Source organism: Silvimonas terrae, assembly GCF_014202765.1.
Lineage (GTDB): Bacteria > Pseudomonadota > Gammaproteobacteria > Burkholderiales > Chitinibacteraceae > Silvimonas > Silvimonas terrae.
Map to the genome: position 1 here is coordinate 89,371 of NZ_JACHHN010000001.1, position 12,208 is coordinate 101,578.

Genomic DNA, 12,208 nt, shown 5'->3' on the forward strand with positions numbered 1-12,208 from the left:
CCACCATTGCGATCTGTGTTAGCGCCTTCGGCGCGGGTCTTTTAAAAGCATTTGATACCCGGGGTGCCGGGCCCACGTTACTTTCTTTGCTTCGCCAAAGAAAGTAACCAAAGAAAGGCGACCCCAGCCTTGCGGCCCTCCGGGCTGCCCTCAGTCGGTCGGGAGCCTTGGGTCTCCCGACCTCCTTCGGCGCTGGGCTTTAATGGGGAGGAAAGACAACGGCAAGATCAAAAGCAACCCCAACTTCGCAAACCGTCTGCTTGAAATTGGGTGTTCACGCCCGCTCGGCCAGCGCCTGGCGTATGTTGTTCAGCACGGCGTCGATGTCGTCCAGGTCAAACGGTTTGGGCAGGCATTGGGTATTGGGCATGTTCTGCACAAAGCCGGATACGTCGTGCCCGGTCGAGATGATCAGGTGGATGTCGGGGTAAAGCGTCAGGGCGTCGCGGCCGAGGTCCATGCCGGAACGACCAGGCAGGCTGACGTCGGTCAGCAGTACGTCAAAGTGCTGCCGGGCCAGGCGCTCCAGTGCGTCTTCTGCGCTGGCTACCGGGGTGACCGGCAGGCTCATTTCTTCCAGGTACTCCACAATGGTGGCGCGGAGCATCTCGTTATCTTCTACGTAGAGAATTGAAAGTCGATCTGCGTTCATTGGGGTCTCGCAAGGCTGCGGCAATGTCAGGGCACCTGAATAAACCGGAAATGCCATAGTGCAGGCCGTCGTGAGCGACCTGCTGTAGGCGCTCGCTGATATCGCTGTGGGACAACGGGCACGCCCGTCAGTTTTATGCCGGGGCAACCGTCAATCGCGTACGGTATCACTCCGGTCAGGAACAAACAGATAACCCACGCCACGCACCGTGCGGATCAGGGGCTCGCCAAGTTTCTTGCGCAGATGGTGGACATGAACTTCCACGGCGTTGCTGCCCACTTCTTCCCCAAAGCCGTACAAACTGTCTTCCAGTTGCGCCCGGGTGCGGGCAATGCCGCGGTGTTCTACCAGATCAACCAGCAAGAGATATTCACGCGGGGACAGCGTCACCAGGCGGTTTTGTTGCGTCACCGTGCGGGCGGCGGGGTCGATGGTCAGGTTGCCGGCTTCAATCAGCGGCTGGGCGCGGCCATGCGCACGGCGTAACAAGGCGCGCACGCGGGCAACCAGCTCGGCCAGGGCCACGGGTTTGACCACATAGTCATCCGCCCCGTTTTCCAGACCGGTAACGCGCTCGTTCACTTGATCCCGTGCGGTGAGGATTAGCACCGGCATGTCTTGCCGTTGCGCGCGCAAGGTGCGCAGCACACTGATGCCGTCCCGGCGCGGCAGGCCCAGGTCCAGCACTACCAGTTCATAAGCGACCGTGGTCAGCGCAGTCAGTGCGGCCTCGCCATCGGTGATCCAGTCTACGGTAAAGCCGGCGTCACGCAGCCCGGCGGCTACGCCATCGCCCAGCAGGACATCGTCTTCAACCAGCAATATGCGCATGAGGGTCCATGGGGTGCAGGGCAGCTCGCGGATGGCTGCTGTGATCAGCCTTGCAGTGTATCGCGTTGTACCCTGGAGGCGATACGGGCAAGGGTGAGATGTTTGCTTGCCCATTGCATCGTCATTCCCGACCTTGGTGGCCCCTTTGCGCCGGAATCCGTTATGGCCAACGCGGGTGGCCTTTGCCAGGCTGGCCGTAGGGTGGATTCGGAGCGTGAGCGACAATCCACCATTGCGATCTGTGTTAGCGCCTGACGGCGCGGGGTTAAAAATGCATTTGATACTGGCGGTGGCCGGAGCACGTCACTTTCTTTGCGTCGCCAAAGAAAGTAACCAAAGAAAGGCGACCCCAGCCTGGCGGCCCTCCGGGCTTCCCTCAGTCGGTCGGGAGCCTGAGGTCTCCCTCCACTCCTTCGGCGCTGGGCTTTTATGGGGGAGAACGTCAAAAGCAACTTCAAACCCAAAATCAACGGCAACGGCAACGGCTACGGCAACTTCAACCGCAACACCCACCCGAGTCCTAATCCGGCCATACACAAATACCCCGGTTGACGTGCCCGCCTTGCAAAGGCAGCATCAGCGGCACAGTGGATGACATACAGTCAGACCTTGCCAACGCGCCACAAGAGCGCTGTAGGGTGGAGAGTCAGCTATGGATAACAGACATTGCATCCTGGTCCTGGATGACGATGCAGAAGTACGACAATGGTTGAAAACGCTGCTGGAAGATGCAGGTTTTGCCGTCTGCGCAGTAGGTCAGAGCAGTGGTTTGTTCCAGCATCTGGCTACGCAATCCTGCGCGCTGGTCATTCTTGATCTGAAACTGCGCGGCGAGGATGGCATGACGGTCGCGCGGGAGCTGCGGCAGAAGTCCAACGTGCCCATCATCATGATCAGCGGGCAGGGTGACGAGACCGATCGCGTGCTGGGGCTGGAACTGGCGGTGGATGATTTCATCAACAAACCGTTCTCCGGGCGCGAGTTGCTGGCGCGGGTACGCGCGCATCTGCGCCGCAGCACAGAACTGTCACAACCTCGTCCGGTGGCCGATGGCAGCGTGCGCTACGGTTTTGGTGACTGGGTGCTGGATATGGGCAAGCGCGTGCTGGCCAGGAACGGTTGCGAGCCGTGTTCGCTCACGCGCGGGGAGTTCGCCATTCTGGCGGCGATGGTGCAGCAGCCCAGCCGCATCTGGTCGCGGGATCAATTGCTGGAACACACCCGTGGCATCGAAATCGACGTGTATGACCGCACCATTGACGTGCTGATCCTGCGCCTCAGACGCAAGATCGAACCCAACCCGCGCTTGCCGGCGTATATCCGCACCGAACGCGGCGAGGGTTATATGTTTGCCACGCCCGTCACCCGTCTTTAGCCATCATGCGCGCCTTAAGATCCCGCCTGCCTGATCGCATGCCCAGCATCCGCACGCGGCTGATCGTCGCGTTTTTGCTGTTGTTCCTGGTCACCATGTCGATTGCACTGGTCGGGGTTATGGGCATGCGCGCCAACCAGCGCGCGCTGGATGAGTACGAAGCCAACGTGGTGCCGGAAATCGCCCGCGTGCTCAAACTCTCTGAAAAAGTGGCGCAGGTGGCGGCCATTGCGCCGGGCATGGCGGGGACAGATTCGCCCGATCTGTTGCGCAGTGATACCGAGGTACTGCACAACCTGCTGCACGATATCCGCCTGTTAAGCATGGATTTGCCGGAACGCACCGCCGACCAACTGGCCGCCAATGCAGAGCTGGACGGCATTGACCGTGACCTGACCCGGTTGATGGTGCAATCGGGCATGCACCGCCTGTTGCAGCGCCGTATCAACGAAGAACGCCGCGATGCCGATCGCGCGGGTAACGAAATTCTGCGTCGCCGCCGCGATGTGGCGCGCAATGCGCCCACCATGCTCAACCTGTGGGTGGTGACCATGTCGGCGTTTCAGGCCAGCGATTTCACCACGCTGGGCGTCGCGGAAAGTGACAACGAAGCCTTGTGGATGCGGGTGCGCGCCTTGGGTGAGGACAAGCGCGAACCTGAACTGGCTGCCCTGTTGCACAAAATTGGCGAGGGGCCGGATAACGTCTTTAGTCTGCGCAACGAGTTTCTGACCAGCGAACAGCGCATGACCTATCTGGTGCAGTTGATCCGCTCGCATGCCGACCAACTGGATGAACGTTCTGCCAAATATGTAGAAGAACTGCGCCAGGTGGCTGAACGGCGCCACGAAAGCGTGCGCCGGGTGGTGGCATCCAGTGAATCGGGCCTGTGGCTGCTGACGGCGATCGGCGTGGTGCTGGCTATTCTGGGGGTGACCTATGTTGACCGGGTGCTGCGCAAGCTGCAGCGCATGACCCGCGTGCTGGCGCGGCTGGCCTCCGGTCACACGGAACAGCGCATTCCATCGATTGATCGCAAGGACGAGGTGGGCGAACTGGCGCGTGCGTTTGAAGTGTTCCGCGCCAACATGCTGGAAAAACAAAAGCTGACCGAGGGTCTGGATAGCCAGCAACGGCTACTGGAGACCGTATTCCGTTCCATGAACGACGGCGTCTCTGTCCACGATGGCGAGGGCCGTCTGGTGGGCTGGAACCCCATGTTTCAGGCCGCGCTGGGCATGCCGGATCAGCGTCTGCACATTGGCATGACGCTGCTGGAACTGCGCAAGGCACTCCCGGTGCAGGCGCGCTGGCGCGCGGTATCCCGCCGCACCGCCACGCGCACGACCGACCGGCAAACGCGCATTGCCGCCGCCGCAGAACTGCATTTTGTCGACCAGCGGGTGCTGGAGTTTCACTGTCAGGGCATGCCCGGTGGTGGCTGGGTGGCGGTGTGTCGCGACCTGACCGCCCGCCGCGCCGTAGAGGCGGACTTGCGCCAGGCGCAGAAAATGGAAGTGCTTGGGCAACTGACTGGGGGGGTGGCGCATGACTTCAACAACTTCCTGGTGGCCATTCTGGGCAACCTGGAAATGCTGGAAGACAAACTGCAAAAGCAGCCCGAAGCCCTCGGCATGGCGGAACTGGCGCGGCGTTCTGCCGAGCGCGCCTCGCAGCTCACGCGCCGTCTGCTGTCTTTTGCCCGCCGTCAGCCCTTGCAGGCCGAGGTCGTACAACCGGACGACATGCTGGCAGAAATGCTGGACCTGATTGAATACGCCGTCGGCACAGAGATTGAGGTCGTCATCAAACCGGGCAGCGGCAAACACACCGTGAATGCGGACCGGGGCCAATTGGAGAACGCCGTGCTGAACCTGGCGCTCAATAGCGCGGCAGCCATGCCCGGCGGCGGCACGCTGACGCTGGCGGTAGAGGCCGGCGGCAGTCCGGAGCGCCTGCCCGCACTCAAAGAAGCCGTGGTGATTTCGGTGGCGGATACCGGCATCGGCATCCCGCCGGAATTGCTCGACAAGGTGATGGAGCCTTTCTTTACCACTCGCGCGCTGGGTGAAGGCAGTGGTCTGGGGCTATCGAGCGTGTATGGTTTCGTGCGGCAAAGCGGTGGCGATGTGCAAATCCAGAGCGTGGTCGGGCAGGGCACCACGGTATCGCTGTGGTTACCCCCCAGCACGCAAGACGCCCTCCTCAGCCATGATCACAGCCGCCCGCAACTGACCAGCCAGCTCGGCGGCCGCGTGCTGGTGGTCGAAGACGACCCGGCAGTGAAAGACACCGCACTGGCGATGCTGCGCACTCTGGGGGCCGATGCCATTGGCGTTTCTGGCGCGCAGGAAGCGCAGGACTGGCTGGCGAGTAACGAACCGGTGGAACTGGTGCTGTCGGATATCTCTTTGGGCAGTGGGGGTAACGGCATTGCGCTCGCCGCCGCCATCGCCCGCCGCTGGCCGCAAACGCGGGTGGTGCTGATGTCTGGCCTGCCACTGGAAACCCACCGCGCGCATCCGGCCTGGCGGGAAGGGCAAGCATTTATCGCCAAACCCTTTGTCCGCGCTGATCTGGCCGCCCTGCTGGTTTGACGTGCGCTGGCTGACAGCCAAAAAAAAGCCCCGCAATGCATGCAGGGCTTGAACTGTGGACTTCCAGACTGGAGAGATGAGTACCTGAGAAGATATTCAGCTGCGCACTATAGGGGTGGATTATTACGCTGGCGTGAAAGATCTGTTTGCAACTGTTTCAGAGGTTGAGGCGGGGCGAGGGCGTTTACTGGCGTGGTAGCCCGGATGGAGCGAAGCCAGCCACCCCGGATTCCCGGCCTTGTGGCCTCCATCCGGGCTACAAAGTGGCGCTGCCGGAGGGGGGAGGTACGTCAAAAGCAACCCCAACCCCGCAAACCATCGGTTTGCAAGGATGGGCTGGTTGTATCCCACTTCCTCGTCATTCCGGCCTTGAGCCGGAATCCAGCCCTCAGCCCAACGGGCTGCTTGCGGTGGATTGTCGCTACGCTCCAAATCCACCCTACAAACAGAACAGCACGCCCAGATCCCCGGTGTAGGCAAAATCAAAACCCCAATTCCGACAGCCCCGCATGCTCATCCGGCCGCCGCCCCAGCGGCCAGAAAAACTTCCGCTCCGCCGCTTTGATCGGTGCGTCATTAATGCTGGCATGCCGCCGTGTCATCAGCCCGAACTCGTTGAACTCCCAGTTCTCATTGCCATAACTGCGATACCACTGCCCGGCGTCGTCATGCCATTCATAGGCAAAACGCACGGCGATGCGGTTGTCTGAGTGCGCCCAGATCTCCTTGATCAAGCGGTAATCCTGTTCCCGCTGCCATTTGCGCTCCAGAAAGGCTTGCGCTTGCGCGCGCCCACGGACGAATTCGGCGCGGTTACGCCACCAGGTGTCTTCGCTGTAGGCCAACACCACGCGGGCGGGGTCGCGGCTGTTCCAGCCGTCTTCTGCGGCGCGGACTTTGGCGATGGCGGTCTCCAGGGTAAATGGCGGCAGAGGGGGGCGATGTTCCATGATGCGGGCTCCTGGTGTGGGATAGTCATTCAATGTAGACAAGTCTGTCTACGTGCATGAACTGCACTCTAGAAGATGTAGACAGATTTGTCTACAATGGCAGCATGAAAACCGACCAGACCACAGACCTTGCCACTTTGCCCGCCCGCGAACGCATTTTGTGTGTGGCGCATGATCTCTTTTACCGGGACGGTATCCGCGCTACCGGGATCGACCGGGTGATTGCTGCTGCAGGCGTAACCAAAGTGACGTTTTACCGGCACTACCCCAGCAAGAACGATCTGATCCGCGCGTTTCTGGAGGATCGCCACACCCGCTGGATGACCTGGTTTACCGACGCGTTGCAACGGCATGGCGGACATCTGGCCGCGCTGGTCCCGGTCTTGGCGGAATGGTTTGACAGCACGGATTACCGTGGCTGCGCATTTATCAACGCCGTTGCAGAGCAGGGCGGCGGTTTGCCAGATGCGGCAGATATTGCCCGCCGCCATAAAGCGCAGATGACCGAGGCGATCGCCGCGTTGTTACCGCCTTCGTCCGGACGTGAACGCATTGCACTGGCGGCGGCCGTGGCCGTGGATGGCGCCATTGTGCGGGCCCAGACCGATGGCGCACCGCAGGCAGCGCTGGATGCGCTGGCACTGCTGCTGGCTGTTTTGCCCACCTGAGCGCTTGTTTCTCCCCCTTTTTGAACACAGCAATGCCACCGCTTGTAAGAGATATGCGGTGCGAGTTGGCCCGGTGGTTCTATGTGGCCGCCCACTGCTCAAGCCAGTGGTTATACCGTAGTGCCTGGTTGAGCCATATCTGCTGCGGTGTCGCCGTGGCGCTGGTATTGACGGGCCGGGCGGCCAAAGTTGCGGTGGTCTCTTTCCCCGGAAAAACACATGCAAGACATGACATTGACGCCAGACTGCATATGGCTGTAAATGTCGCCACCCTGGCCGGGGTATTGGCCAGGGCCGGGTCTACTCACGGGCGCGTACCGGCTTGAACCGGACAAACCGTCGATCAGAGGTGCAACAGCACCCGCATTGTTTTTCACAACCTGGGATGGAGATAGAGATGACACGTTTTAACCGGGTGGCCCTGGCCGCCCTGCCTGCCGCATTGGCAGCGACTTTTGCATTCGCTTCTTACCCGACATGGCAAGACGGTGGCACGTATTCCGCCGGCACCATTGTTTATTACAACGGCCACGATTATCAGGCGCTGGTCACCCAGACGGATTACGTGGGTGCCAACTGGAACCCGGCCGCAACGCCAAGCCTGTGGAAAGATCTGGGCGCGGATACCGGTGGTTCTGCCACGCCGACACCTACGCCAGCGCCGACACCGGTGCCTACTCCGGCACCCACGCCAGCACCCACTCCGGTGCCGACGCCAGCGCCGACGCCGTCCGGTAACTGTGCCGCAGCCTGGAACGCCAGCACCGCTTATAACGGTGGCGCAGTCGTCAGCTACAACGGGGTGAACTATAAGGCCAACTGGTGGACCCAGGGTGCCAACCCGGCGACCAACAGCGGCGCGACCGGCTCTGGTCTGCCGTGGACCGCCACCGGCAATTGCTCTGGCGGCGCGACACCAACACCAACGCCGACACCGACACCAACGCCGACACCAACACCGACGCCAACACCGACGCCAACACCGACGCCGACGCCAACGCCGACGCCGACACCGACACCGACACCGACACCGACACCGACACCGAGCGGCTCCGCCCCGACCTTCATCGACAGCCCGTACAAGGACGTGACGGTCAACACCAACTGGAATACCGATGGCATGCAAAGCCGTAACGCCGCCGGTACCGTGGTTGATGTCACTGCGGCCATGCCGTCTGGTTTGTCCACACTGACCTGGGCCTTTGTCACGGGCGAGTGCGGTTCGACTTCGCCCTCGCCGGTCGGTGAGAACCTGGCGGGCATGTTGCCGGCGACGTTCTCTGCCACCAACGTGCCGATGTTCGTCAATGCCGGCAAGAAGTACGTGGTTTCTACCGGTGGCGCAGCAGGCATCTTCTCTTGCGCAACGGATGCCGGGTTCACCAAGTTTGTGAACAACTACTACTCCGCCAACATGATCGGTGTGGACTTTGACATTGAAGCAGGCCAGACCCAGGCCCAGATCAATGACCTGGTTGCCCGCGTGAAAGTGGCGCAGAAGACCTGGCCGGCCATGCGCTTCAGCTTTACCATCGCTACGCTGGCGACCAGCCAGGCAGGCTCTGCCGTTGCCGTGGATATGGGGGCCAACTCGCCCAATCCGCTGGGTGACACCGGCAAGCAGGTCATGAGCGCGATCCAGGCTGCCGGTTTGACCAACTACACGGTCAACCTGATGGTGATGGATTACGGCAACCCGGCTTCAAGTGGTGTTTGCGTGGTGAGCGGTAGCCAGTGCCAGATGGGCCAGTCTGCCATCCAGGCCGGTATGGACCTGCACGGCTATTACAAGCTGCCGTACAACCAGATCGAACTGACGCCAATGATCGCCGCCAACGACACCGCTGGCGAAACGTTCACCTTGTCAGATGCCGATGCGATGTCCAGCTTTGTGAAGGCCAACGGTCTGGCCGGCGTGCATTACTGGTCGTTTGACCGGGATATCGCCGGCACCAACGGTCAAAGCAATCTGTCGTTCACCAACCGTTTTGTCAGCGATCTGGGGCAATAATCCAGCGCTGACGCAGGTACGAAATCCGGCGGGTATCCCGCCGGATTTTTTTTGCCCGCCGTGTCCGTTCCTGCGCGGCGTGCGCCAGACCGCGTTATGCTCTACACATATTTGTAGAAGCAATCATCTGTCCATCCAGACAAGATTGCCGCACTGTGGAGGGCATGCTTTGCGTCTTACCTGTTCTGGCCTTGCTGCCGTTCTTGCCCTGAGTTGTGCGTGGCTGCCTGCGGCAGAGCCGCTCAAGCTGGTCACGGGCAACGGTTACCTGCCTTATACCGATAACGGCTTGCCTGAAGGCGGCATCTTTACCGCCATTGTCCAGCGCAGCCTTGCCGTGGCCGGGTATACCTCGACGGTAGACTGGCTACCCTGGGCGCGCGGTTACAAAGACACGCTGGATGGCCGCTACGCCGCGACTTTCCCTTACGTACAAACGCCTGAACGGGCGGCGCAATATCTGTTTTCCGAGCCGGTAGTACAGATGACCACCTATCTGTACGGCCGTGCGGATGGTCAGGAAATCACGCTCAAGCCAGGTGTCCTGAAAGACAAGGTGCTTTGCCTGCCAGCGGGGTTTGTGGCGCTGCCGTCGGTGTACAAACTGATGGGAGGCGGAACGCCGCGTGTGGAAACACCGGCCGATATGAGTGCCTGCGCCAGCATGGTGGCCTTGGGGCGGGCGGACTTTTTTGTCACCAACAGCCTGTTGGGTGATCTCGTCTTGCGCAAACTGCCTTCGGGGTACCCGAAACTGGCGGCATCTGCGCAACCTCTGGATACGCGCGCCTTGTATTTCATCGCCCCGCGCAAGCAACCGGGCTCTGCCAGTTTGATCGCCGCTTTCAACAAAGGGCTGGCGCAGCTACATACGGATAAAACCTGGGACATGCTGATCAATCAGTATGTGACTACCTTGTTGAACAGCCATTCCGCTACGGCTGCGTTGCAGAACAGGGGGGGACGGGCGCAGTAGCGGATATTTGATGGCGAGGTAGGTGGTCCTTGCTGGCTGGTGCCACTTTGTAGCCCGGATGGAGGCCACCAGGCCGGGAATCCGGGGTGGCGGACGTGGTTCATATTGTTGTGGGTGTTAGCGTCTTGCAGCGCCGGTTTGAAAAGCATTTTGATACCCGGGGTGCCGGGCCCACATCACTTTCTTCGCTTCACCACGTCGTCATTCCGGCCTTGAGCCGGAATCCAGTGGGGGCCGGGACGGCCCCGTTCTCTGGCGAGAACCAGGGTGTTAGCGCCTGACGGCGCGGCTTTTAAAAGCATTTGATACCGGCGGTGGCCGGAGCACGTCCCTTTCTTTGCTTCGCCAAAGAAAGGAACCAAAGAAAGGCGACCCCAGCCGGGCGGCCCTCCGGGCTTCCCTCGGTTGGTCGGGAGCCTAAGGTCTCCCTCCACGCCCTCGGCGCTGGGCTTTTATGGGGGAGGAAAATCAAAGGCAACCCCAACGGCAACGGCAACGGCAACGGCAACGGCAACGGCCCCCATGACCGCCACTGCGGAAGTGTCACTTACGAGGCGCCTGGCCAGGCCCTTTACCACCCGCTACAACACCAACAACCACACATACCCGCAGCGGCATTAGAATGACACCAACATAGAACAACAGGTGTGCCATGTCCCAGCTCCCTCCCGCTGCACCCGCCAATACCGATGACGCCTGGATGTTCGATCTGGCGCCGGTTTCACTGTGGGTGGAAGACTACAGTGCCATGCGTGTCTTGTTTGATACCTGGCGCGCGCAGGGCGTGACGGATTTGCGCGCGTGGTTTGATGAAGACCCGGCGCGGGTGGCGCAGTGTTCCGAATGTATCAAGGTGGTCAAGGTCAACCAGAAAACCCTGACGCTGTTTGAGGCAGATAATCTGGAGCACCTGGTCGGCGGGCTGGATCGGGTGTTTCGGGATGACATGTTCAAAGAGCATCTGGAAGAGCTGGTGCAGTTATGGTCGGGAGAGACTCATTTTCTCAGCCAGACCGTCAATTACACGCTCACCGGCCGCCGACTGGATGTACTGCTGCGCGGTACGGTGCTGCCAGGGCATGAGCACAAATGGGATCGCGTGCTGGTGGCGGTGGAAGACATTACCGAACTGGAACGCGCACGCCACCGGGCGATGTTGTCGGCCCAGTATGCGCGTGGATTGTTTGAATACTCACCGGTCTCTTTGTGGGTAGAAGACTTCAGCGTGGTCAAACAATTGCTCGACGAGATCCGCGCCCAGGGGATTCGTGATCTGCGGGTCTTTACCGACGTGCATCCAGAATTCGTCGAACGTTGTATGGAAGAAATCCAGGTGATCGACGTCAACCAGCACACGCTGCAACTGTTTGCCGCGCCGGATAAAAAAACCCTGTTAGGGCGGCTGCGTGATGTGTTCCGTGACGATATGCGCCAGCATTTCCGGGAACAGTTAATTGACTTGTGGGACAACAAACTCTTCCAGCAGCGCGAGGTCCTCAACTACTCGCTGGAAGGCAACGAGGTCAACGTCCACCTGCAATTTGCCGTGCTGACCGGCCACGAACAGCACTGGGACATGGTGCTGGTGGCGCTCACCGACATCACCGCACGTAAAAAGGCCGAAGCTTACCTGGAGTTCCTGGGCAAGCACGACGTGCTGACCAAACTGCGCAACCGCTCGTTCTATGTGGACGAACTGAACCGGCTGGAGCGCAAAGGGCCGTTCCCGGTTACGGTCATCATTGCTGACCTCAATGGACTGAAGGGCGTTAACGATCAGTTGGGGCATGCCGCCGGGGATACCTTGCTGCGCCGTGCCGGTGAAGTCTTTGCCAAGGCGGTGGAAGCACCGCATTACGCGGCCCGTATCGGTGGGGATGAGTTTGCCGTGTTGCTGCCCGGTATGGATGAGCGCGGCGGGCAGGCGGTCATTGATAGCCTGCAACATCTGATTGAACTCAATAACCAGTTCTACCCTGGCGCGACGCTGAGTTTTTCCATGGGCATGGCCACCTGCCACCGTGGCGAGCGGCTGGAAGCCACCGTGCAGCACGCGGATTTGCTGATGTACGAAGAAAAGCGCGCGTTTTACGCCAACACGCCAGCGGCCGAACGCCGGCTGGGGCTCAAGCCGGACTAAAGCCAAAG

The 12,208-nt window shown here is 60.7% G+C and carries 8 protein-coding genes and 2 pseudogenes; 7 read left to right on the top strand and 3 right to left on the bottom strand.

Features of this window, described 5'->3' with window-relative positions:
* Nucleotides 1-274 precede the first annotated feature (274 nt).
* The gene (locus HNQ50_RS00380) at nucleotides 275-652 is read right to left on the bottom strand and encodes a response regulator (RefSeq protein ID WP_184096416.1); all 378 of its coding nucleotides are present in this window, start codon (nucleotides 650-652) and stop codon (nucleotides 275-277) included.
* A gap of 150 nt (nucleotides 653-802) precedes the next feature.
* The gene (locus HNQ50_RS00385) at nucleotides 803-1,483 is read right to left on the bottom strand and encodes a response regulator (protein WP_184096418.1); all 681 of its coding nucleotides are present in this window, start codon (nucleotides 1,481-1,483) and stop codon (nucleotides 803-805) included.
* A gap of 652 nt (nucleotides 1,484-2,135) precedes the next feature.
* On the opposite strand from HNQ50_RS00385, the gene HNQ50_RS00390 reads away from it, so the two are divergent.
* The 3 genes and pseudogenes from HNQ50_RS00390 to HNQ50_RS22525 all read left to right on the top strand — a co-directional run.
* Complete coding sequence (locus HNQ50_RS00390) at nucleotides 2,136-2,858, top strand: response regulator (RefSeq protein WP_184096420.1); 723 nt, start codon at nucleotides 2,136-2,138, stop codon at nucleotides 2,856-2,858.
* Between the two features lie 746 nt (nucleotides 2,859-3,604).
* Nucleotides 3,605-4,558: pseudogene (locus tag HNQ50_RS22520) on the top strand (PAS-domain containing protein); the annotation flags it as partial.
* Between the two features lie 201 nt (nucleotides 4,559-4,759).
* Nucleotides 4,760-5,455: pseudogene (locus HNQ50_RS22525) on the top strand (ATP-binding protein); the annotation flags it as partial.
* A 482-nt stretch (nucleotides 5,456-5,937) separates the two neighbouring features.
* Here the strand turns inward: HNQ50_RS22525 and HNQ50_RS00400 are convergent.
* A complete protein-coding gene (locus HNQ50_RS00400) occupies nucleotides 5,938-6,405 on the bottom strand; it encodes a nuclear transport factor 2 family protein (protein ID WP_184096424.1) in 468 nt (155 codons plus the stop codon).
* 104 nt (nucleotides 6,406-6,509) lie between these two features.
* Between HNQ50_RS00400 and HNQ50_RS00405 the strand changes: the two genes are divergently transcribed.
* The 4 genes from HNQ50_RS00405 to HNQ50_RS00420 all read left to right on the top strand — a co-directional run bounded on the left by HNQ50_RS00405 (nucleotide 6,510) and on the right by HNQ50_RS00420 (nucleotide 12,200).
* Entirely contained in the window at nucleotides 6,510-7,073 is a 564-nt protein-coding gene (locus tag HNQ50_RS00405; protein ID WP_184096426.1) for a TetR/AcrR family transcriptional regulator, read from the top strand.
* Between the two features lie 397 nt (nucleotides 7,074-7,470).
* Entirely contained in the window at nucleotides 7,471-9,084 is a 1,614-nt protein-coding gene (locus tag HNQ50_RS00410) for a carbohydrate-binding protein (RefSeq protein WP_246428519.1), read from the top strand.
* A gap of 169 nt (nucleotides 9,085-9,253) precedes the next feature.
* The gene (locus tag HNQ50_RS00415; RefSeq protein WP_184096430.1) at nucleotides 9,254-10,060 is read left to right on the top strand and encodes a substrate-binding periplasmic protein; all 807 of its coding nucleotides are present in this window, start codon (nucleotides 9,254-9,256) and stop codon (nucleotides 10,058-10,060) included.
* A gap of 652 nt (nucleotides 10,061-10,712) precedes the next feature.
* Nucleotides 10,713-12,200: a sensor domain-containing diguanylate cyclase gene (locus HNQ50_RS00420; RefSeq protein WP_246428520.1), complete on the top strand. Its 1,488-nt coding sequence runs from the start codon at nucleotides 10,713-10,715 to the stop codon at nucleotides 12,198-12,200.
* Nucleotides 12,201-12,208: the final 8 nt, after the last annotated feature.

Coding starts and splice junctions, on each gene's coding strand:
- HNQ50_RS00410 (WP_246428519.1), top strand. CDS start 7,471: ATGACACGTTTTAACCGGGTGGCCCTGGCCGCCCTGCCTGCCGCATTG.
- HNQ50_RS00390 (WP_184096420.1), top strand. CDS start 2,136: ATGGATAACAGACATTGCATCCTGGTCCTGGATGACGATGCAGAAGTA.
- HNQ50_RS00385 (WP_184096418.1), bottom strand. CDS start 1,483: ATGCGCATATTGCTGGTTGAAGACGATGTCCTGCTGGGCGATGGCGTA.
- HNQ50_RS00380 (WP_184096416.1), bottom strand. CDS start 652: ATGAACGCAGATCGACTTTCAATTCTCTACGTAGAAGATAACGAGATG.
- HNQ50_RS00405 (WP_184096426.1), top strand. CDS start 6,510: ATGAAAACCGACCAGACCACAGACCTTGCCACTTTGCCCGCCCGCGAA.
- HNQ50_RS00400 (WP_184096424.1), bottom strand. CDS start 6,405: ATGGAACATCGCCCCCCTCTGCCGCCATTTACCCTGGAGACCGCCATC.
- HNQ50_RS00420 (WP_246428520.1), top strand. CDS start 10,713: ATGTCCCAGCTCCCTCCCGCTGCACCCGCCAATACCGATGACGCCTGG.